19 protein-coding genes and 3 pseudogenes are annotated in these 21,764 nt (G+C 67.5%); 11 read left to right on the top strand and 11 right to left on the bottom strand.

All coding sequences use genetic code 11. The annotated features are described in order from the left end of the window. Window positions 1-209: 209 nt before the first annotated feature. The 5 genes from KBX63_RS36520 to KBX63_RS25330 all read right to left on the bottom strand — a co-directional run bounded on the left by KBX63_RS36520 (window position 210) and on the right by KBX63_RS25330 (window position 4,032). On the bottom strand, window positions 210-1,601 hold the full coding sequence (locus KBX63_RS36520; protein ID WP_210915380.1) for a DUF4241 domain-containing protein: 1,392 nt from the start codon (window positions 1,599-1,601) through the stop codon (window positions 210-212). A 349-nt stretch (window positions 1,602-1,950) separates the two neighbouring features. Next, window positions 1,951-2,211 carry a hypothetical protein gene (locus KBX63_RS25315; RefSeq protein WP_247663054.1) on the bottom strand — a complete coding sequence of 87 codons (261 nt, stop codon included), beginning with the start codon at window positions 2,209-2,211 and terminating at the stop codon, window positions 1,951-1,953. A gap of 64 nt (window positions 2,212-2,275) precedes the next feature. Then, window positions 2,276-2,866, bottom strand: coding sequence for a DUF4240 domain-containing protein (locus tag KBX63_RS25320; RefSeq protein WP_210915381.1), 591 nt, complete (start codon window positions 2,864-2,866; stop codon window positions 2,276-2,278). A gap of 158 nt (window positions 2,867-3,024) precedes the next feature. Then, entirely contained in the window at window positions 3,025-3,459 is a 435-nt protein-coding gene (locus KBX63_RS25325) for a hypothetical protein (protein WP_210915382.1), read from the bottom strand. A 129-nt stretch (window positions 3,460-3,588) separates the two neighbouring features. Further along, window positions 3,589-4,032: a hypothetical protein gene (locus tag KBX63_RS25330; RefSeq protein ID WP_307871833.1), complete on the bottom strand. Its 444-nt coding sequence runs from the start codon at window positions 4,030-4,032 to the stop codon at window positions 3,589-3,591. Between the two features lie 159 nt (window positions 4,033-4,191). On the opposite strand from KBX63_RS25330, the gene KBX63_RS25335 reads away from it, so the two are divergent. Beyond that, the gene (locus KBX63_RS25335; RefSeq protein ID WP_210915383.1) at window positions 4,192-4,671 is read left to right on the top strand and encodes a hypothetical protein; all 480 of its coding nucleotides are present in this window, start codon (window positions 4,192-4,194) and stop codon (window positions 4,669-4,671) included. Window positions 4,672-4,687: 16 nt separating this feature from the next. Here the strand turns inward: KBX63_RS25335 and KBX63_RS25340 are convergent, their stop codons facing one another. After that, on the bottom strand, window positions 4,688-5,248 hold the full coding sequence (locus KBX63_RS25340; protein ID WP_210915384.1) for a GNAT family N-acetyltransferase: 561 nt from the start codon (window positions 5,246-5,248) through the stop codon (window positions 4,688-4,690). 465 nt (window positions 5,249-5,713) lie between these two features. Here KBX63_RS25340 and KBX63_RS25345 point away from each other — a divergent pair, with 465 nt between their 5' ends. Further along, window positions 5,714-7,162, top strand: a complete 1,449-nt coding sequence (locus tag KBX63_RS25345; protein WP_210915385.1) for a hypothetical protein — start codon at window positions 5,714-5,716, stop codon at window positions 7,160-7,162. Window positions 7,163-7,373: 211 nt separating this feature from the next. Here KBX63_RS25345 and KBX63_RS25350 read toward each other — a convergent pair whose 3' ends face one another. Continuing rightward, window positions 7,374-7,883 carry a hypothetical protein gene (locus tag KBX63_RS25350; RefSeq protein ID WP_307871834.1) on the bottom strand — a complete coding sequence of 170 codons (510 nt, stop codon included), beginning with the start codon at window positions 7,881-7,883 and terminating at the stop codon, window positions 7,374-7,376. A gap of 269 nt (window positions 7,884-8,152) precedes the next feature. Here KBX63_RS25350 and KBX63_RS25355 point away from each other — a divergent pair, with 269 nt between their 5' ends. Together KBX63_RS25355 and KBX63_RS25360 are read left to right on the top strand one after the other, a co-directional pair. Further along, window positions 8,153-9,649 (top strand): hypothetical protein, encoded by a 1,497-nt coding sequence (locus tag KBX63_RS25355; protein WP_210915390.1) that lies wholly within the window; start codon window positions 8,153-8,155, stop codon window positions 9,647-9,649. A gap of 109 nt (window positions 9,650-9,758) precedes the next feature. Beyond that, window positions 9,759-10,766 (top strand): hypothetical protein, encoded by a 1,008-nt coding sequence (locus KBX63_RS25360; RefSeq protein ID WP_210915393.1) that lies wholly within the window; start codon window positions 9,759-9,761, stop codon window positions 10,764-10,766. 212 nt (window positions 10,767-10,978) lie between these two features. Here KBX63_RS25360 and KBX63_RS36840 read toward each other — a convergent pair. After that, window positions 10,979-11,191: pseudogene (locus tag KBX63_RS36840) on the bottom strand (IS6 family transposase); the annotation flags it as partial. Between the two features lie 199 nt (window positions 11,192-11,390). Between KBX63_RS36840 and KBX63_RS25365 the strand changes: the two are divergent. Together KBX63_RS25365 and KBX63_RS25370 are read left to right on the top strand one after the other, a co-directional pair. Beyond that, a complete protein-coding gene (locus KBX63_RS25365) occupies window positions 11,391-12,212 on the top strand; it encodes a helix-turn-helix domain-containing protein (protein ID WP_307871840.1) in 822 nt (273 codons plus the stop codon). A 66-nt stretch (window positions 12,213-12,278) separates the two neighbouring features. Further along, window positions 12,279-12,860 (top strand): dihydrofolate reductase family protein, encoded by a 582-nt coding sequence (locus tag KBX63_RS25370; protein WP_210915395.1) that lies wholly within the window; start codon window positions 12,279-12,281, stop codon window positions 12,858-12,860. A 213-nt stretch (window positions 12,861-13,073) separates the two neighbouring features. Here KBX63_RS25370 and KBX63_RS25375 read toward each other — a convergent pair. Beyond that, a pseudogene (locus tag KBX63_RS25375) lies at window positions 13,074-13,531 on the bottom strand (transposase); the annotation flags it as partial. Between the two features lie 1,181 nt (window positions 13,532-14,712). Then, a complete protein-coding gene (locus KBX63_RS25380) occupies window positions 14,713-15,639 on the bottom strand; it encodes a MurR/RpiR family transcriptional regulator (RefSeq protein ID WP_210915398.1) in 927 nt (308 codons plus the stop codon). A 139-nt stretch (window positions 15,640-15,778) separates the two neighbouring features. Here KBX63_RS25380 and KBX63_RS25385 point away from each other — a divergent pair, with 139 nt between their 5' ends. After that, a complete protein-coding gene (locus KBX63_RS25385; protein WP_210915399.1) occupies window positions 15,779-16,243 on the top strand; it encodes an RNA-guided endonuclease TnpB family protein in 465 nt (154 codons plus the stop codon). 95 nt (window positions 16,244-16,338) lie between these two features. On the opposite strand, the pseudogene KBX63_RS25390 reads toward KBX63_RS25385, so the two are convergent. Continuing rightward, a pseudogene (locus tag KBX63_RS25390) lies at window positions 16,339-17,038 on the bottom strand (aminotransferase class III-fold pyridoxal phosphate-dependent enzyme); the annotation flags it as partial. A gap of 165 nt (window positions 17,039-17,203) precedes the next feature. Between KBX63_RS25390 and KBX63_RS25395 the strand changes: the two are divergent. The 4 genes from KBX63_RS25395 to KBX63_RS25410 are packed head-to-tail and all read left to right on the top strand — an operon-like array spanning window position 17,204 to window position 21,761. Then, complete coding sequence (locus KBX63_RS25395) at window positions 17,204-18,322, top strand: C45 family peptidase (protein WP_210915401.1); 1,119 nt, start codon at window positions 17,204-17,206, stop codon at window positions 18,320-18,322. An 8-nt stretch (window positions 18,323-18,330) separates the two neighbouring features. Beyond that, window positions 18,331-19,959, top strand: coding sequence for an ABC transporter substrate-binding protein (locus tag KBX63_RS25400; protein WP_210915404.1), 1,629 nt, complete (start codon window positions 18,331-18,333; stop codon window positions 19,957-19,959). Next, on the top strand, window positions 19,960-20,913 hold the full coding sequence (locus KBX63_RS25405) for an ABC transporter permease (protein ID WP_210915407.1): 954 nt from the start codon (window positions 19,960-19,962) through the stop codon (window positions 20,911-20,913). Next, a complete protein-coding gene (locus KBX63_RS25410; RefSeq protein WP_210915409.1) occupies window positions 20,910-21,761 on the top strand; it encodes an ABC transporter permease in 852 nt (283 codons plus the stop codon). The genes KBX63_RS25405 and KBX63_RS25410 overlap by 4 nt, the downstream gene beginning before the upstream one ends. Window positions 21,762-21,764: the final 3 nt, after the last annotated feature.

Here is a 21,764-nt window from a genome sequence, read left to right on the forward strand (position 1 = left end):
GACGCCGAGGCAGGCGCTGCAGGCCCAGCAGCATGAGGTGTTCCTTGTAGACACTCGTCGGGAGTACCAGCGCCGTGCAGACGGCGATATTCCCGGGGCGATTGTGATAGAGCGTAACCAGCGACCCGGCAGGGGCGGACCGGGACCTTCGGCCTGGGCCCGCAGGCGGGGCTTCGCCGGGACCCGGGCGCCGTTGGGCGGGCGGTGTGTCAGCGACGGCTGACCTGCTCCTGCTTGGCTTCGATGCTGGCAGCCACGGTGGTCAGGAACTCGGCGGTTGCCTCGGGGTCTGCTGGCTTCGGCTCCGGCCGCACGCCGCTGCCCGTCGGGGTGGGGGTGAGGAAGACGGTGATGTCGGGTGCGGTGGGCGGCAGGGGCTTCATGTCGTGGAGGACGAGCATGTCGGCCACCAGGCAGGTGACCTCGCCGTCGGCGGTGCGGCCGATCCAGACCGGGTAGGAGCCGTCGCCTCTCCCGCTCGGGTAGGCGATCAGATTGGTGGCGCTGTTCGGATCGGCGATCTCCGTCTCCTTGTCGTCGTCCCAGGCGTCGCTCTGTTGCCGGTGCTCGTACGCTGCGGCGAGGGCGTCCCGCCCTGACGCGTCCAGGAATGCGCCCATGCCGGTGTCCACTCCGAAGCCGTAGAACTCGTCGTCGCCGAGCAGCCGTATGTCCTGCCCGGGACGGACCGCGAGTTCCCAGCTCGTGGTGGGCTTGTCGAGGATCCGCAGCATCGCGGCGGTCGTCTCGTTCCAGCCTTCGCTCTCCCACCGCATGCCGCCGATCAGCACCGGGTAGTCCCCGGCCGGGACCATCACCGTGAACGGCTCGTCGCTGCCGCGGAGGGTGCCGGGGTCGGCAGCGATCACCGCACCGGTGGGCAGCCGCAGCATTCTGGCGGGTTCGGGTTCGGTAACGATCGCGGTGCCGAGTTCGGTGTCTGAGAACCGACTGCCCGGGGTGAACATCGCCTGCAGATCGCGGGGACGCATGCCCGATGGAGCCCTCCACAGCGGCGTCGGGGCCTCCCGGTGCCCCTGATCTTCCTTGTGCCTGGCGGGTACGAGCGTCACGTCGCCGGCGCCCCCCGCACTGCGTTTGAAACCGAGCATGCGGCCGTCCGCGTACGCCGTCCAGTCGCCGAACGGGGCCCTGCGCAGGGTGCGGTGCCGCTCCGGGATGTCGTGGCTGGTCTGGAAAAGGCCGTGATGGTCCAGCTGCACACCGGCGGTGTCACTGTCCGGTCGGGCCGTGAGGGTGAAGTGCCAGGCGCGCTCGGGGAATTCCGGCTCGTCCGCAGACGCATAGCGCCACTGCTCGTAGTGGCGCAGATCGAGCAGGCCCGGCTCGAGCTCGCGGTAGTCAAAGGCGCGGTCGCGGCGGCTGTGCTCGTCGAAGAGGAACAGGCCCAGGTAATGGCGCCCCCAGTCGATCTGCAGCAGCGCCCTCGGCCGTGCGTCGGCGGTGAGCAGCACCGCGTAAGGCTCTCCGGCCGAATCGCGCTTGCGCGCCGCGTCCACACTCATCACGCCGACGGGCTTCCGGCTCCCCGGATCCCATCCCGCGCAGTAGGTGACCTCGACCGCGCTCTCCTCGGCCACGCCCTGCTCCGCTCTCCCGATCGGTGACGAGCTGATCCGGACAGTAGCCGCCGCCACGGAGAGTCCGCTGACCAGCGCTAGGCAGGTCAGGAACACGAGACCGGTGCGCCGGAAGCCGTAAGCCTCGCCGGCCGACCCGAACTTGCGCAGACTTCTCCATGACCCGCCGCGATCTGGAACTCCTCGGGCCCGGTCGGTCGCCCGAGCGTCACCGGCATCATGCTGGGTCGACATGACGTCATGATCCCATGGGTCTCCAGCCATCCACTCGGCTCCCGCCGCCGCAGACACGACCGCTTCTGGCGATGCGAGCGCCGAGACGGGCTGTACCGCATACAGTAAGCTCGTTTCACTGCCGCTCGAACTCGTCAGCCGTAATTTCCCACTCGGCCCACTCTTCGAACTCGTCGAGTTGCCCCTGCCCGAGGCCACCGAACCGGTCCTCACGGTGAGCCGGCCCGTAACGCATGACAGGCCCCGAGTCGTACACCTCAACCTGGCGCACCGGCCAGCCGTCCTCCGCGGTCTCGAAGTAGTACGTTGCGTAGCCCCAGATGTCGAACTCGTCGCCCCGCGATTCATTCCACCGGCGACGGAAGTAACGGCTCACCACGAAAGGCTTCTGTCCTGGCTTGGCCACGCCGTCTCCAAGCGTCGGGGCTCAGCTGCCGAGATCAATCCTCGCCGCGGTCGAGGAACAACTCGGCCAGCCGGGGCAGCCGACGCCGCATCTCGTCATCGTCATCAAAGTCGAAGTCCTCACCCATGTCGGGCTCGCGGGCCTCGTCGATGCCGACCGCAACGTGCTGGCGGGCCTTCATCGCCTCGTAGAAGGCATGGTCGTCACCCGTGACCTGCTCGTAGGCCTCGCTGGCTACGTAGTTCACCGACTCGGCGAACAGCGCACCGTCGTCTTCCTCGGCCGCCGCTTGTCGTATCACGGGATGGTCAGCCAGTGCCTCGGGGGAGGCCAGGACACGTTCGTACCACTCGCGCCCTAGCGCGATGACTCCCGCCCGGAAATCCATGAAGCTGTCGTCCGAGCATCCCCCGCCGATCAGGTACGCAGCCGCCCACACGTCCCAGCGATAGAGGGCGCCATGGAGCTGATCGAACAGCTCCTGGAACTCGAGGATGCCCTCCGGTGATGTTGCCGCCAATCGCGTCACCAGTGCCGCGGCAACGGCCTCACCGTCATCGCCGGTCCGCCCATCGAGTCCCGCCCCGGCCGACTCCACCACCGCCCAAAACTCGCCAACGTTCACGGCGCGAGAGTCTCCCACGGCCGACCGACACAACTCATGCCTGTCGACCCAGGCACCGGTCGCGAGCAGCCGCTCAGGCATTTCCGACCCTGAGCATCCGCTCATGCCGCCGACCGAGCGTCACGCGCCGCCGCAGGTGGTTGGTGCGGTGGAACACGTCACCCGGCGAAATCCTCGCCGGGCTGCGGAGACATCGACGATTCAGGGGCCATCCGCTGGTAGCCGCACTCATCGTGTACCCAATGATCAAGGTAGGCCGCCCTGTCCACTCGCGAATACACGACCGCAAGCCATTCGGCTGCCGCCTGCTTCATGTGTCGGACCGCAGCGGCGTCCTGGTCCGGCGATCCCCTTCCAGGAGCGTCCATCTCATCTGTCAGTGCTCCCCAGATGAGGTTGAGCGCGGTCGGTATGTCAGGTAGGTACTCGCCTTCGGGGGTATCGGACATAGCGCTCATGGCCAGCCCCTGAAACTCGAGACCCGCGTCGTAGGTGGGCCAGCCCTCTTCGACATCGAGCACGAGGCGTGCCTGGTCAGCAGTTACTCCCAGGAAGCCTTCGGGCCCGTGTTCCGGATGCCAGCGACCTGCCATGACAAAGACGCTACGCCGGCTCTCAAGGCCGTCGAGCCGGGCTGCTCCTTCTGCCGGACGCGCGAAGCCTAAATCGCGGTAGGTGGACTCATCTGCCGCCGTTCGTGCGCTCGGCCTGTTCGCCGGCCGTCACGGTTGCGTGGATTGCGTTGGATCGCCGCCGTAGAGGGCTGCGAAGACGCGGTCCCGCAGGATCTCGTACTGCTGACGGCATCGCCGAGGTGGGCCCGGCGGGCGTTGCTGGACTTGACCGCCGACAACGACTTCCGGTGGCTGGAACTGGTCAGCTGTCAGGTCGACCTCGCGGCCGTCGGCCAATCGATTCCAGTAGTGGTAGCCGACCTTGGCGTCTCCGGTGAGGACCTCCCCGAGGATCAGCTCTCCGCCGAGCAGGTCCTGAATGATCAAGGCAGTCACCCCGCATTGACCACGGGCTGCGTTGCCGGCGTGCCAATCCTGCACATCGTGCGGGTCGCAGGTATCCGCTCCCCAGCCGCCGCGCAGTACCGGCCGCAGCATCTCCAGGTCAATCGCGAGGGGGATTGATCGTTGGTCGCGCTCTTCAGGCGTCACCCAGGAAGGGTCGGCCCTCGACCGGGTCGAGAGTCAAGAAATACCCCGCCTCGGGTCCTGGCCGGCCGAACGGCGCCACTAGCGGGCGCGCTCATCTGCCGCGGTTCGGGAGCGCTGTCTGGCCGAAGGCTCTGCTCCTGCTACACACGGTCCGTGGGGATGGACATCTATGACCAGCACGAGCGGGACGCCGACCAGCACCTGGCCGCCTACGGTTTGCGGGTCGGCGCTGACCAGGTCTCGATCGTGCGGGATGTCCTCGTGCGCGAAACCCGGCGCGAGGCGGAAACCTACTCTGGAACGGGCACCGTACCCGGCAACACGCAGTTGATGCGGATGTGCGCCGTCCAGCTGTGGCACGTCGGCGCCGTCGAGGACGCGCTGTTGGTTCACCGCGCTCGCGGCACCAGTATGGACGCGACCGGCGCCATCGACGCGGAACTGATGCTGGGGGCGGGCGTCGCCAGAACCAAGGAGTATCTCACCACCGTATGCACCGAGGAAGCCCGAGAGATCCTCGATGTGATCAATTGGGTGGAGGAGTCGTACGACCCCGGAATCTACGCAGCTTTCCTCGACGGGTACTACCGAGCTGGCTCCCACGGCGAACATTCTGGCCAGGGCTTCATGCCAGCCTGAGAGTCTTCGGCTGCTCCTACGGTGCTGACTCTCGATGCCATGTCTCGGCGAGGAGGGCGTAGGTGTAACCGTCCACCCAGCCCAGTTCGGCGTGCCAGGAATCGCCGACGCCGTGCTGCTCACGACGCATGCCGACCTTCTCGAGGATTCGCACCGAGGCGAGGTTGTCCGCGAAGCAACCGGCGGTGATTCTCCGAACCCCCAGCCGGTCGAATGCGTGCGCCACCATCGCGGTGACCGCCTCGGTCGCGTAGCCGTGGCCGCCGTAGGCTGGATCGAAGATGTAGCCGAGCTGGGCCTCGGTCCGTGGTGGCATGCCGGGTTGACCCATGCCGTCGACGACGTCGAGCGAGACGGTTCCGATCACCACGCCGTCGAGCGTGGCCGCCATGCTGTGGTCGTCGGGGTCTGCGGCCGCGCGTCGCCATGCCGCGCGCAAGGATGCAGGGTCGACCTGCGTGCGGAGTAGCCAGCGCGTGACCTGCGGCAGATTCCGGTATTCCAGGATCCGGTCGACGTCCTCGTCCCGCACCGGGCGAAGCTCGAGGCGTTCAGTGCGTACGGTGGTGTTCTCCATGAGGTGGGACGCTAGTGGACGCACTCCGGCGAGACGCCCGAATATCGGGCCGCCCGGCCCGACATGGCGCACTATCTGGTGGCCCCGCCCCGTGTCCTCGGCAGCACAGGACGCACGCTCATGCCGCTCCGGGTGAACTGGCGTTCATCGCTGCTGCTGGCGCGCGGTGATGCATGGCTACCTCGTCTGCCTCCGCTGCCAGCGTTTTACCGGCCGATCAGCTCGTTCTGCGCGCCGCGGTGTCGGCCTTCCTGAGCCGCTACCGTGGCAGACTCGCGTTGAGGGACGATAGAACCTCAATTTCGGTTCAGAACACGAACGCGATCCCGAGCTGCGAGGGCCCGGTGAGGTCGGCCGTAGGATCTGGGAGTGGCCGACTTGAATGACGCAGATCATCGAAGTCCCGCATCCGGGACCAGTTGGACGAGGTTGTTCGTCAGCCACTGTCAGTACGAGGTGTCCGCCGTGCCGGGCGCGTCCGGCATGGGGATCTACACCTTCGGCGACGACCTCATACACGTCGTCGGGCCGTCTCAGTTCACCGGCTTCTGCGGCATACACACCGGTTGGATCGAGGCGCGTGTGCGTGTCCTGCCCGGGCCTCCCACGGCAGTCGACGTCGGCTGGGACGCGATCAGTGAGGCGACCCTCTTCAGTCCCAGCGGCAGGCTGTCGGTCGTCGGCCTGATGGGCGGCACCGCGGAAGCCCTCACCGACGTCGCTGTCCCGCGCGGGTTGATCCGGGTGCGGGCGCACGCGCGCAACCGCCTGCACGAGACCGTACGCACCGACGACGACCTACCCGAGCGGCACGAGCTGCACATCTGGGCGGTCACCGAGGAGACGCCATGGCGCACCGTGCTGGCCGACCCGGGGGGCCGCGACTGGGAGCAGAAGCCGACGAAGGCCGCCGAGTGGGCGATGCTGTCACTGGTTCCGCGCCCGTCCGGCCGTCCGGCGATCCTGCCGCCGCTGCCACCTGACCCGTACGAGGACGACGCGGGCCTGTCCCGGGTGGCGGTGGTCCGCCACCGGCCCGCGCCGGTCGAGGTCCCGGCGGGAGTGCTGCCCGCCGGCGACCTTGAGGTCCGGCGCAAGCGGGTCGACGACGAGACTCTGCTGTGGTCATGGTCCACCGCCGGCGAACCGATCTTCCCTCGCCCGCTGGCAACGCTGCCGGACAACGAGCCGAGTACCGTACGGCTGACGTCCGGCCCCGACGGCTTCACTGTGCGGCACGAGGGAGTGCTGGGCCGGCACGCCTTCGCCCTCGGCCTGATCTGGGACCACCTGCTCGACACCGCCGGGTCGCATCCGTGGATGACGACGTTGCGAGGGCAGGCGGCCGAGGCGACCGCGTTGGCCGAGAAGTACCGCCGCCTGCAGGCCACGCGCGACGCCGAGCGGTGGGGAGGTGCTCCACCGTCGGACCGTGTCCGCGGACTCTTCGGCCAGGCGCAGTCCCTGGCCCGCATCGACCGCGGGCTGCTCGACCGCATCGACGCGCTGCCCGCCGCCCGCCAGCGGGAGGCAGCCTGCTGGGCGGCCCGCCGCGCGATACGGGTGGCAGGACTGGAGCAGATCGGGTGGATCGCCGACGCGCTCGCCGACGCCGAGGCCGACCGCCCACTGCCCCGATCCTTCACCGAGCAGAGCGGCGCCGCCGCGTTCAACCGGCTCCTGTCCGATCCCGAGGTGCCCCACACCACCGTCACGCTGCACTTGGGTTCGACAGCATTCGGCACACGCCGCGTCACCGAGGTGCTCCAGCAGGCCGCCGCGTTCCCCGCACTGATGGCCCTGGCGAATGACGATCCGCTGGCCGCTGCGATCGACGCCGTCTACAACGCGGCAATCGCCCACGGTGACGACCGTGACCGCTTCCTCACCGACGCACATATCGCCTTGCGCTGAGCCTGGTTCGGCATGCGGAGTCGGAAGGCGGCACCCGAACGGCGCGACCCCGTGCGGACGCAGTCGACTGGAGTGTCGATTCAGCGGAGTCCTGCCTGCTGACGCCGACTTGACACCCAGAGATACCGTCAGCGAGACAGCCCTCGGGTCGACGAACGGCCCCGACCCGAACGCATGACGGAGCCGCACGCTCGCGCACTTCTAGCCGATATCAGCGGACCTTCGACGCCTCGATGATGGTGGCGGTTCCTACCGCAGGCTGGCCCTCGTGCATGGTGATCGTCATGCCCGGCTGTAGGTGCTGCCAGAGGGCCGGGGACAGCGGGCCCAGGCGGACCGACCCCGTGGCGCCTGGTGACAACACTGGAGCGGACTCCACCCAGATGCGTGCCACGAGCAGACCGGGGTCGCCCGCGGCCGTGTGCCGGCCGAGGTCCCACAGCGGTCGGAGGATGCCTTTGCCCGGGATCGGCGTTCGCCGGCCACCTTCGGCGGGCGACAGGAGCCGCAACTCGGCACGGACGATGCCGTGGAGGCTCTCCCACCGGCCCCAGCGGCACCACGCCGCGACACCGGCGAGCCACATCAACTCGGCGCTATCGATCAGCAGATCCCACCAAACGGTCGTCGGTCGCCAACCCGTGTCGAGGTCCATAAGGAGGTCGAGCGCGACCTCCCACTCGTCGTGATCGAGGTACTCGCGTACGTCGGCCACCGTCACGCCGGCCTCATTGACGACATCAACCGGGACCATGGCCGCCGCCCGAGCGAGCAGATCGACAACACCCACTCGCGGATTATTCAACGTCGCCGCAGTATCAGCGAAGCGGCTCCCACCGGCGCACGGATCTGCCGCTGATCGTTCGTCAGGCTGTGTAACGGAGCGGCTCGGGCGTGGGTACGTCCGGCTGCGCGACGTAGTCGGCGCACGTCGCCAGCTCCCGCGCATGCAGCGTGGCTGCCACGGAAGTGACGCTTGGGTGCGGCCTGATGGATGATCGTCTGGTGGAGCGTGATGCGGGGTTGCTTCGGGATGCGCTGAAGGCGCTGATCGAGGATGAGGTGCCGGTTCGGCCCGGTGTCATGGCGATCGTTGCGGCATCGCCGGTGACCGCACCGGAACACCGCGACGTGCTGGCACGAGTGCTGGGTGGGTCTGTCGCGGACCTTCTGCGGCAGCGCGGGCCGGTTGCGTGGCGGCCTCAAGATGTTGCGCAGGTTTGCGCGGCCACCGGGCTCACGCGGGCGGAGAGCGCGTTGCTGCTGGCCGGGCTGCCACTGCGCGACTGGGACGACGACGACTTCCTCTCTGAGGCGCAACTCGCCGTCCTCGGCCTGACTGCCCGCGAGGCGACAATCGCGCGCATGGAACTGATGACCGTGCCGGTCGAGCATCGCGTCCGGGTCCTCGACGCGGCCATGCCGAACGAGCCGGCCGTGCTGTGGGAGGACGGTCCAGATGTCGGACGGCTCTGCGCCACCTGGATTGCTTTACAAGGCCACCGCACACCCGTGCCTGAGCAACTGCTCGCCGACCTCGGTACGGTGATGGGGTTTCCCACCGGCATTCTGCGGGTTTTCGGCGCACCGAGACCCGGAGATTGGCTGCACACCGACGGCCGGTGCCGTATCGAGGCCGGTGCCGTGCTCACCGAGGCGGCGGACGGTGGCGAGCCGTTCAGCGATCGGCACCTGCCGAGTGCCGCTACCGGACTTGCTTGGCTGGCCTATCACCTGCCGGCCGGCGATCCGATCCGGGCGAATCTTGACCGTGTCTACCAGTTGATCCGGGACCGGCTGCGCAACCCGGATCTGCTGATCGGCACAGTCCTGCTGCGCAACGACGCAGTACCGACGCCGCTCCCGCCGGGGGTCATGGTCGGTGCGTCCTACCAGTCTGGCCTGACGTCGTATCACCTGCGTCCGGCTGCGATCGCGGACCCGGATGATCCCGCGCTCAACGTCGTGCCAGATCACAGCCCCATCGCGGTCCGGCTGATGCTCGACCCCGCGTTCGAGGGGATGATCAGAACGCTGGAGACGAGTGGTTTGCCCGCTGGCGCGTACAGCCAGAACGCTTTGCTGTCCGCGCCGGATACCGTCGAACGGATCGCCGTCCGGTTCGGTCTGAACCGACCGGAAGCGTCGCTGTATCTCCAGGTCCTGGCCCTGCCAGACCCGACCGAGCAGAACCTGTTGCGCTGGAACGGCTGGGACGACCGTCAACTGGCCGACCTCGGCTCGACGCTGCTGGCGAAACGGTTGCTCGTCGAATCCGACACACCCGGACGCCGCCTCGCCGTCCCCGGACCGTGGCTCAGCCCGAGGTTCGTACCGCCCTTCGAGGCGTCGAAGTCTGCTCTGTACGGGGTCGGCCCGGGTGAGGAGCCGCTCTACCGGTGGGTTCTGGTCACCCGCCCGCTAACCGACCTGTTCCACGACGCCGCCAGCCGCGCCATCATCGAGGTCCCCCATCCCACACATTGAACGCCTCCAAGATTTCCATGATCTCCACATCAGGCTCGGTCATAGGTCCCTCCGGGCCGAGTCAGCACTTGATCAGCAATCAGAGCCGACCCGACCGGGGGACTTCCTCATGACGCGCACCACCCCACCGCGTCCGTTGGATGTGGTCTCGTTGTTTCCGGAACTGGCAGCGAGGGCCAGGACCGCCACCCGCCTTCATCCCCGCCCAGGAGACCCGACCGTGCATGACAGCTCGGTGGGTGGACCTTTGCTGTGGCCGGTAGGCGAGGCCTGGCCGACATGCAGCGAGGAGCACGAGCCGTATGAGTTGACGACGCTGGAGGACGTCCGCACGCGTCGACGCATCCTCGCTGCGGCGTGGCAACGGCCCCGGCCGCCGGGAACGAATCTGCTCACTCCCGATGAGAAGGTGGTCGTAGACCGCGTAGATGCCGGTTACGACCCGGCGCTGCTGCCGGTGGAGCCGCTGCCGCTCATCCCGCTGGCGCAGCTCTACGCCCGGGACGTCCCTGATCTGCCCTGTCCCGATGGCACGGACATGCTTCAGGTGCTGTGGTGCCCGTTCGACGAAATCATGGATGCGCGGTCGGCGGTGCACCTACGGTGGCGGCGGTCCACAAGCGTGCGGAACCTGCTGATGCACCCGCCCGAGCCGGCCTTCGTCGGCCAGGGCTATTACGTGCCGGAACCTTGCGTTCTGCACCCAGAGCAGGTCATCGAGTACCCGGCTTTCCACGAGCTGGATGACAAGCTGGCGGAACGCATCATTTCCCGAGAAAGGGAGCTCCTCCAGTCACCGGAAAAGAAGCAACCGAGCTACCACAGTGACCTGTCCATCGCTCCCGGCTGGAAGGTCGGTGGCTGGTCCGCCTTCTTTACCTTCCGGGACCCGGCGGATCCTAACGAGCTCCGGTGCTGCGGCGCTCCGCTGGAACCCCTTCTCACCATCCCCAGCGACGAATGGGACGGCGACAGCCGCAGCTGGCGTCCCATCACTGAGGAGGACGAGTCGGTCGACCACACCCCGACCCAGGTGGAAATTGGTCGTGGCTACACACTCCAGGTCTACCGGTGCACCGCCTCGCAGGAGCACCCACCGGTCACCATCATGCAGTAACTGAGTCGATGCACGCTCATGCCGCTGACAACGCACGGTGTTCGTTGGGGGTGCTCTCCAATCGATCGATCCGGATGAAAGCTGGCGTTGGCACCAGACATAGGCCAGGGCTGGCAGCTCACACTCCACCGGCGGTCGACGGTCGGTCCCCAGGCCCGGTTCGGGGGAGCAGATTAGGAGCAACAGGGCGCGCCAAGGTCACTCATCCTGATCGGCCGCTGGTCGAGTGGTTTTGCCGATGACAGAGCTAGCGGAAGGGCTGTACGTCCAACGGCGCCGTGATCGTGATCGACCTCGACGCCACGTTCGACCAGCAGTTCCTCGACGTCCCGATACTAGAGGTTCAAGCGCAGGTACCAGCGGACCGCGACCACGATCACCTCCGGCGGGAACCGGAACCCGGCGAACGCCGACCTCGGAGGCAGCCACGAGCCAGGTCCGGTCGACGATTTCACTGCTCAAGCTTGCCTTGATCTTGGCGACGCTCAACGCAACGGAGCCCGCAAATGTCCGCGGCCGGGCGCTCGTCCGGGATCGGCCCCGGCTCGACGCTGACGGCAGCGTGGCTGGACCATCCCGGCGCAAGACGCCGACGATACTGTGGGCGTGGAGTACGTGTCCAGAGTGCCGCGACCGCCGTTGGACGGGCTGATCGACGACCTCTACTACCTGGAGGGTGTGCCACCGTACGCCCGGTTGACGCTGCCGCCGATGCCGGCGGCGCTGCTCATCGTCAACCTCGGTTCGCCGTTCCTCATTCGTGCCGGCACCGACGTCGAGACGGCCGAGTACGCCGACGGCTGCGTGGTCACCACGCCCACCCGCGCGTTGGAGTTCGGCTACCAACTCCGGACCCGGTCCGTCGGCGTGCACTTCAAGCCGTGGGGACTGGCGCCGTTCCTGCCGATGCCCGCGGCCGAGCTGTGTGACCGGCCGGTGACGGTAGAGCAGGTTTGGGGCCGGCCCGCCATTGCTGAGCTGCGGGACCGGCTGGCTACGGCCGAGGGACCGCACGAGATGCTGACGCTGCTCGAGGAGGAGCTAATGCAACGGCTGGGCGACGCGGCCGGCCTGGGGCTGGTCCGCCATACGAGCCGCATCATCGCTGCGACCAGCGGGGCGGTGGCTATCGACGACCTGAGGGTTTCAGCCGCTGTCAGCAGCACTCACCTGGCACAGCGGTTCAAGGAGCTCATCGGCGTCACGCCGAAGCGGTTGGCCCGCACCTACCGCTTCGCCGCCACCGTGTTCGCGATCAACCCCGCCGAACCGATCGACTGGGCCGAGCTCGCCAGTAGCGCAGGCTACTTCGATCAGGCCCACTTCGGCCACGAGTTCCGGGCCTTCACCGGGCTCACACCGACGCGATATGTCGAAGTCAGGCGGCGGTTCCTGCGCGAACATCCCGGCCACGTAATGGACGGCTGGCCGCTGCCGACCGATTGATTCCTTACAAGAGCGACAGCCCACGAAACTCTAATCTGAGGACATCCCCCAAGCAGAGGAACGCCCATGGGCAAAGTAGTCATGTACAGCTCGGTGTCAGTAGACGGCTTCATCGCGGACGAGAACGACCAGCCCGGACCGCTGTTCGACTGGTTGCTCAGCGGTGACGTGCCGTTGGACGAGAGCGGCGAGGTAAAGGTGTCGCAGACGTCCTACGACTACACCCGGCCGTACTGGGACCAGATCGGGGCGACAATCGTCGGCCGCCACGTCTTCGACATGACGGACGGCTGGGACGGGAAGCCTCCGGGCGGGATCGACCACGTGGTCGTCGTGACGCACCGGCCGGAGCCCGAGGGCTGGGACCCCGAGGCGCCGTTTCACTTCGTCGACGGCGTCGAGGCAGCCGTGGCCAAGGCGCAGGAGCTTGCGGGTGACCGCATGGTCGAGGTCGCCGCTGGTGAGGTCGGTGGCCAGGTGCTTGCCGCGGGCCTGGTCGACGAGGTGCGCATGGACGTCGTACCCGTGGTGTTCGGGTCCGGCAAGCGCTACTTCGGGTCGGTCAACGCGCAGCACCTGTTGGAGGATCCTGACGTGGTGATTCAGAGCAACCGGGTGCTTCACCTGCGCTATCGGGTGCGCCGTTGACCGATCTGAGCGGGTACGCGAAGAAGTCCACTGCGAACGGTGACACAAGATCGGGCCTCCGGCTGCGTTTGCGCATCGCTGTCCCTGGTCGGGCAGCCGACGCCGATCCGCCCCAGCACCTCACCTGCGGCAAGTTCAACTCAAGATCACTGGTTGCCGGTTTCCGTCGTATCCTTGGCCGACCCCCAGGAAGAGCGGCTTTTCACCAAATGCAGGGCGTAGTCGGGGTCTGAATCCGCCTGTCTCGAGTAGGGATCGGGCGATGTAGCTGGTGAGGTTGCGGAAGCCGAGGGCGGAGCCGCGCCTGTGCTCCAGGCGGCCGTTGATCGCTTCGGTTGGACCGTTGCTCGTGCCGGGCCAGTCGAAGTAGGCCAGTACATCAGCGGCTCGCTTGCTCAGGGTGCGGCCGAGCTTGGCGATCTCGACCAGCGGCCTGGGGACGCCGGCGCTGAGCGACTCGATCAACTTGACCATCAGCTCGCGGCGCGCGGCTGGGTCGGGGTGCCGGTAGGCGACGATCATCCGCTGGTAGACGCCCAGGCGGCCTCGACCTCGACGTGCTCATCGATGGCGAACAGGGCCGTGAGTCGGGCGGCCTGCTTGTCGGTGAGCAGGTCGGCACGGGTGTGCAGGGTTCGCCGGGCACGGTAGAGCGGGTCGTTCTTACGGCCGCACGATGCACGAGCTGACCCGCATGCTGTAACCCAGGCCGTCGGGTGAGGGGCGGTGAGTCAACCGGGTAGCTCGGGGGATGTCCTGCAGCGAGCAGCAGAGCCTTGACCAGTCACGACGAACCGGGGACTCTCGGCGCGATAGCTTGTCTTGTCAGCTGGGAGCTCGACCACACTGCGGGACGCCATGACTAGCGCATCCGCCGTGGTGACCTCTTTGGCGATCCCGAGGAGCTCACCGGCGCAGCCAGACTTGCGCGAGCTTCAGAGTCGCGCGGAGCATCATCGGCGGTGGGGCAATGGGTCGTGTCCCTGACCGACACGACCCCATCCCTACGGTAGGCGGGTCGTGACGGGTAGGCGCATGTCGTTCTCTTGGGTGACGGCAGGTCCCATGGCGGCTGTTGGAAGCGCGAGAATCTGGCGCCGGTCTGTCGGCCTGCCCCCGTTTACCCCCCGAAAACCCCTGCCTGCAGCAGCCGCCAGTACTCCGTCTCGACCTCGAGCCGGCGTTTGCGTCCTCGTCGTCCCATCAACACGCCTCACATGATCAGCTGTGTTGCGACAAGTACTGGAACCCGCCCGGAACAGAGGGGTCAAGGTTGAGCCGGCGTAGACAACGTTTGGTAACAAGGGGTTTTGACAAGCAATGACAAGCGCTGAGGGATGCTCGACAAGAGGCTGTCGTGGGATCAAATCCCTCGTGCTGGTTGTCTAAGCGGTCAAACGCCGGCGAGGGTGAGTAGTCGCTCCATCTCGGCCACGGGCAGCGTAGCCGCTGCCTGCACCACCCACTCCAAGCCCTCTCGCCCTTCTCCGGCCAGCCCTGTTTTCGAACCGCGCCCTCACCGAGCGCCCGCCTGCCCCTGCCGGCCTCCACCACCACTGCGCGTACCTCACCGACCGCTACGGCTACCGCGCCCCCGGGGGCCTCGCCGAGTGCAGGGTGAGGCCCATCGGTACGAGCGTGGGCACGCCGAAGTTGAGCCCGCGCGCGAGACGGGTCCTGCGGCACGAGTCCGTCGATGTGCCTCAGATGGACGCAGCTCCGAGCAGCCGCATCTTGGGGTCCGCACGTCGTGACCGAGCGGGACACGTGCTTCAATGCATCGGACGAACGGCTCGGGTGGCGTTGGTCGCCGAGAACCAAGAGTTCGACAGTTCGGTTGGCCCGCTCGACCTCAGCCGCGATTCCGCTGGCTCGGGCCGTTGACCTGGCTGAGCGAGGAGCGTAGCTCGGTCAGCAGTTCGTGGGCGCTCGTCGCGCGTGCCTCGTCGTGTGCGCGTACCCCTGCCACGAGAGCATCGGTGAGCACCTGAGTGGTCATTCCTTCGCTCACGATGTCTCCGGGCGAGTGGGCGGCCGGCAGTGCGACGTTCACCCGGTCGCCGATCAGTGGACCGAGCGAGTCGGAGACCAGAACCGTGCGTGCGCCCACGGCCTCGGCGTGGTCGAGCACGACTTCCATCTCGCCGCGTAGCCGGCTGGGCCAGTACAGCACCAGCGTGTCGTCGCCGGTGACGGTGAGCAGGTCATCGGCCAGGCGGAACCCGGTCTCGCCGGTGGAGCGCGCGTGCCTGCCCATCCGGTTGAGCTTCAAGGCGAGATAACGCGCGGTCAGCTCGGACGGCCCGACACCGATGCCGATGACCTCCCTGGCACCGGCGATGGCCTCGACGGCGAGACCGAAGTCGGCGTCGATCATTCGTCGGGCGGTCTCGGCGAGTCGCTCGGTCGCCTCGGCGAACACCTGCGACAGCAGAGATGTCGACTGTGAGCCGGGCTGTTCCAGGCGTTTACGCAGTTGGTCCAGCGGGCTGGTCGCGGCGACCACCTGTTTGCCGAGACTGTGCCGCAATTCCTGCAAGCCCGAATAGCCGAGAGTCTTGGCCGTGCGCACCACGGTCGCGTCACTGGTCTGAGTGGCCGCGCCGATCTGTTGCGCGGTGGCGAAAATGGCCTCAGAGCTGTGTGTACGCAGAAACTCGGCGACCCGACGCTCGGCCCGGCTCATCGTAGCCACCCGGGCGGTGATCCGTTCCGCGAGGGAAAGGCTTGCCAGCTTGCCCGCGAATGCGGCCTCGTCCTGCGGCTCGCCTGTAGTCACCGCCACAAGGTAGCAGGAGCCGCTACTCACGGTCATCAGGATCGCGGCGTGGAAACCCGGCCGTTCAGGGCCGGGAGGTAACGCCGCTCCCTCCCCTCGATGCTCGTCTTGCGTGACGGGTAGATAGAATGTGAGCTATGTGGCTAAGGCGCAACGCGACCTGTCCCGTAAGGGCAAGGACACCAAGAACCGGGCCAAAGCCCGGCTCTCGGTGGCCCGCATTCACTGCCGCATCGCCGATCGGTGGCGGGATCACCTGCACAAGGTGTCGACTCGACTCGTCCGTGAGAACCAAATGGTCGTGATCGAAGACCTCAGCGTGCGTAACTTGCTGCGCAATCACAGTCTGGCCCGCGCCATCTCCGACGCGGCGTGGACGCACCTGCGCAGCATGATCGAGTACAAGGCCGCCTGGTACGGGCGGCAGGTTATCGCCGTTGACCGCTGGTATCCGAGCACGAAGACCTGCTCGGCGTGCGGGCGGCCCAACACCGCTATGACCCTCGGCGTCCGCGCCTGGACGTGTCCCGGCTGTGATGCCGTGCACGACCGGGACGTCAACGCCGCCAGGAACATTCTCGCCGCCGGGCTGGCGGAGAGGTAAAACGCCTGTGGAGGGACGGTAAGACCCGACCCGCGCAAGCGGTGAGGGCGCGGCCCGATGAAACAGGAACCCCTCGGGTGACCGAGGGAATCCCCGCCCTTCAGGGCGGTGGAGGACGTCAAGAGCATGCCGTGAGTGGTAAACAGCTGGCGGACCGTCCGCAGATAGCCCGGCGGCGGGGGGACGACACCTGGGCACCGCGTTCGCCCTGGATCGGTTCGAGCAGGACGGCGACGGTGTTGTCGTCGATGGCCGACCGCAGGGCGTCCCCGTCGCCGAACGGAACCCGGACGAAGCCGGGCGTGAACGGGCCGAACTCGGCCGTGGCCTTGGGATCGTCGGAGAAGCTGACGATGGTGACGGTCCGGCCGTGGAAGTTGCCGTCCACCACGATGATCTTCGCCTGGCCCGGCGGCACGCCCTTGACCTGGTAGCCCCACTTCCGCGCGGTCTTGATCGCGGTCTCGACGGCTTCGGCGCCGGTGTTCATCGGCGGCGCCATCTCCATCCCGGCGAGTTCGGCCAACTCCGCCCAGAAGGTGGCGAGCTGGTCGTTGTGGAACGCCCTGCTCGTGAGGGTCAGCCGGTCGAGCTGTTCGTGTGCGACGGCGAGCAGCTCGGGGTCGTGTGCCCGAAGTTCAGTGCGCTGTACCCGGACAGCATGTCCAGGTAGCGCCCTCCTTCGATGTCGGTGACCCAGGCGCCGTGGCCCTCGCGAAGGACGACCGGGAGCGGACGGTAGTTGTTCGCGGTGCTGGTCTCAGCGCGCTGGATCTCGTCGGCTGTCGCAGTCAAGGGGGCTCCTGTTCATGCCGGCTGGCGGGTGAGTGTCCGTAGCAAAAACTTCATCCATTGACTAACGCGTAGTCGTTGCTACTGTGTAGCCCACACTGCACCGGCCGGCAGCCTTGTAGTTGCAACTACAAGCCGGTTCCCGCGACCGAAGGGGCATCTCCGCCGATGGCGAGTCTCAGGACGATCGAGATCTCCGGCACGTCAGCGCTGGACCGCGGCACGCAGTACGGGCACGCCGCGGCCGACCTGATCGCCGACGCGATCGCGTACTACGCCCGTGCGTTCGAGCACCAGTGCGGCCTCACCTGGCCGGAGGTGCTCGACCGGGCCCGCCCGTGGCAGCGGCTGATCGCCGACGGGTTCCCCGAGCTCCACGAGGAGATGGCCGGGATTGCCGACGGGGCGGGCGTTTCACTGACCGAGATCGTCACTCTCAACTGCCGTGGCGAAATCATCTACGACCGCGACTTCGGCCCGGCTCGCCCAGCCGACGAGACCGAGGGCTGCACGTCGTTCTCACTCACTGGAGCGGCGGCCGGCGACGGACACGTCTACTGCGGCCAGAACTGGGACTGGCGACACCAGACCGCGCCGACGCTGATGATCCTACGGATCGTGCAGCCACCGAAGCCGACGCTGATCATGCAGGTCGAGGCCGGCCAGATCGGCCGGCACGGCGCCAACTCCGAAGGGCTGGCCTTCAACGCCAACGGCCTCGGCGGTCGGTTCGACACCTCCGTCGGCGTTCCGCAGACCGTGATCCGCAGGCTGGTGCTCGACTCTCCGAGCGTCTCCGACGCGTTGCGGATCCTGGTCGACACGAAGGCCCACATCGCGAGCAACGCGCTGATCACCCACCGATCGGGCTACTCCATTGACCTGGAGACGACCCCCGGCCCGGTCGGCTGGGAATACCCGTCCAACGGTCTGCTCGTGCACGGAAACCACTACCAGGCTTTCGTTCCCGCACAGCTCGCGGCGACCCATCGGCCGACGGCACCGGACTCGTTGCTGCGGGTGCCCAGGGCGCGGCAGGGCCTCGCCGCCGCGGCCGCCGCAGAGAAACCCGCCGACGTGCGGTCCGCCGTGCACACCGCCATGTCTGACCACCTCGGCTATCCCGACTCGCTCTGCGCACACCCCAACGAACGTCTGCCCGAACTCAGGCGCTGGTCGACGTTGCTGTCCAGCTGCGTCGACCTGACCACGGGCGAGTACTACGTCGCGCCCGGCAACCCATGTGAGAACCCCTACGAGCTTCTGCCTTTCAACCTTTACGAGTAGGAGAAGTCATGCCCAGACGTGGTTCACCGCGGTGGCTTGTCGCCGCGCCCTGCCTGATGTTGCTCGCCGCCTGCGGTAACCCGGCAGGCACGCCCACCGAGGCCAAGCAGAACGTCAAGCTGGTCGACAGCACGCCGGCTGCGGCCGGCGCCATCGAACAAGCAACCTGGTTCATGGCCAAGGAGCCGGCGACGCTCGACACGGACAACGACGCCGCGGGTGCGAACACCGACCTGATCATGTCGAATGTCTGCGAGCGCCTCGTGCAGCTGCAGCCGGACCTGACCATCAAGCCCGGACTGGCCGAGAAGTACGAGTGGGCGGGCCCGAACACCCTGGTGTTCACCCTACGTGGCGGCGTGACGTTCCACAGCGGCGCCGCGCTGACCGCCGACGACGTGGTCTGGAGCCTGCAACGGCACGCGGCCGACGGCGCCAACGAGTCCGACGAGTTCGCGGGCGTCACGTCGATCGCCAAGACCGGTGACAACCAGGTCACCATCACGCTCAAGGCAGCCGACGCGGTCTTCCTGCAGGCGATGGCGGGTGACGCGGGCGTTGTCCTGGAGCGCAAGGCCGTGGAGTCGCAGGGCAAGGCCTACGGCACGCCGAGTGGCACCGACGCGTGCTCCGGCCCGTTCACCCTGCAGTCGTGGAAATCCGGCCAGGAAGTGGTGCTGTCGAAGTTCGACAAGTACTGGAACGCCAGCCGTACGGCCAAGGCAGGAAAGGTCACCTTCCGCTGGGCAGACGACGACGCCCTGGTCAACTCCCTGGTCACCGGCGCGGGTGACGGGGCGTACCTGGAAGACATCTCATCGGCGACCCGCCTGGCCACCGGCGGGACCACAACGGTCAGCCAGGGCCGCGACACCCGCGTCTGGAGCCTGATGGTGACCGAACGCGGCGCGTTGAGCGACGTTCGGCTGCGCAAGGCGTTGTCGCTTGCGCTCGACCGCGACGGCGTCGCCCGCGCCGCACTCGCCGGCTTCGGCGCGCCCGCGAAGGAACCGGTAGGCCCGGGCGCCTGGGGCTACGAGGCTGACACCTTCCGCGCCGCGTACGAGAAGCTGGACGGCGCGCCGGCCAGCCCGTCTGACCAGGACATCGAGGCGGCGAAGAAGCTCGTTGCCGAGGTGGCGACCAAGCAGCCGATCATCGTGGCCAGTGACACCACGCCGGCCCGCAACGTGATCGCCAACGCGCTGGTCGACGCGGCCAAGAAGATCGGCCTCGAGGCGAGCATCGCGCAGATCCCCACCCAGCAGTACGGCGACTTCTACAGCAGCAAGGAAGCCCGCCAGCAGGCGGACCTGTACACCGACGACTACTACATCTCCAAGAACGACCCCGTCGGGTTCTACAAGAACGGCGCCTCCACATCGACCGTTCAGTGGCTGCTCAAGGACCCACAGTACGACGACCTGGTCGGCCAGGCCCGCGCGGCACTGGACGACAGCCAGCGCGCCAAGCTGACCGTCGACCTGTCCAACCGCTGGGCCGACGCGATGCCGTGGATCCCGGTCGTGCAGAGCCCTTCCACCGTCGTGCTCGGCAACAAGGTCACGGGCGTGCCCGCCTCCGGTTGCTACCGGTACTACCCGTGGGCGGCCGACCTCGGGGCCAAGGGGGCGTAAGTGACAACGGCGCTCCTGCGGCGGTTCGCTGGCCTGGTGTTGACCCTGGTCATCAGCTCGTTCGTGATCTTCGCGGGCATGTACGCCGCACCGGGCGACCCGGTGACGTTCCTGATCGGCAACCCCGAGAACCTCACGCCGGACAACATCGCCGCGGTGCGTGCCGAGTACCACCTGGACGAGCCGTTGTGGACGCAGTACGCCCGGTGGGCCACGGGCGTACTGCATGGCGACCTCGGCCAGTCGATGTACTACCAGCAACCGGTCTCCGACTTGTTGTCGTCCCGGCTACCGATGACGCTCACCCTGGTCGCCATGGCCTCGGTGCTGTTCGTCGTGATCGGGGTCGGGCTCGGTGTGCTCGCCGCACTGCGCAGGGGCAGCGCCCTCGATTCGGTCATCACCGGGTTCACCACGTTCGTCAACTCGGTGCCGAACTTCGTGATCGGCCTGGTGCTGGTGGCGGTGTTCGCGGTGCAGCTGCGATGGTTCCCCGTCGCCGGCGACGGCGCGGGATTCACCGACCGCCTCTACCACTTGACGTTGCCCGCCATCGCCCTCGCACTCGGCTCGATCGCCCTGATCAGTCGGGTGACCAGGCAGACGATGACGGAGCAGCAGACGCTCGACCACGTCGAGGCGGCGCGCAGCTACGGCCTGACGATGCGTCAGATCGTCGTACGACATGTGCTGCGCAACTCGCTCGGCCCGGTCGTCACCATGTGCGGTCTGGTCATGGCGGGCATGTTGGCCGGGACGGTGGTGATCGAGAGCGTGTTCGGCCTCAGCGGAGTCGGCAAGCTGCTCGTCGACGCCATCAACACCCACGACTTCCCCGTGGTGCAGGCGATCCTGCTGTACATGGTGATCGGCTACATGGTCGTCACGGTCGTCGTCGACCTGGCCTATCCGCTGTTGGACCCTCGAACAATGGCGAGGAGTGACCGATCGTGACCATCGAAGCACACGGGCCAGTCGCGGTGGCGACGACCCGCAAGGCGGCACCGGGGGTGTTCTACCTCTGCCTCGGCATCCTCGGCCTGGCGGTCGTGGCCGCGATACTGGCCGACTGGATAGCGCCGTACGACCCGTCGGCCACGGACTTCTCGGCGCTGTACCAGCAGCCGAGTTCCGCGCACTGGTTCGGCACCGACCAGCTTGGCCGGGACATCCTGTCGCGGGTGATCCACGGCGCCCGGCCCAGCCTGCTCGGCGCCATCGCGCTGTTGACGTTCGCCACGGCGGTCGGCGTGCTCATCGGCACGGTCGCCGCGTGGAAACGCGGGTGGGTGGACGCGGTGCTGGCTCGGGTCACCGATGTGATGTTCGCGTTCCCAGGCCTGCTGTTCGTCGTACTCGTGATCGCGGTGTTCGACCGCGGCCCGGGGACCGCCGTGATCGGAATGGGCCTGGCGTTCGCCCCGGTCATCGCCAAGTTCACCCGGGCCATCGCGCTGGAGGAGATGGCCCGGCCGTACGTGGACGCCTACCGGTTGCAGGGTATCGGCAGCGTCGAACTGTGTGTCCGGTACGTCCTGCCGAACCTGTTCCCGACGCTCATCGGCTACCTGGTGGTGCTGTTCGGTGAAGGGCTGATGAGCCTGGCGGCGCTGAATTTCCTCGGGTTCGGTGCCCAACCGCCCAGTTCGGAGTGGGGCCTCATGGTCCAGGAGGGGCGCGGCGGCGTGATCCAGGGAATCGTCGGTCCCGCGCTCATTCCCGGTCTGGTGATCGCGGTCGTCGTGGTGGCCACGAACGTCATCGGCGTCCGGCTGTCGGACAAGCTCGCGGTGAAGGCCTGACGC

The organism is Micromonospora sp. U21 (genome assembly GCF_018070045.1).
Lineage (GTDB): Bacteria > Actinomycetota > Actinomycetes > Mycobacteriales > Micromonosporaceae > Micromonospora.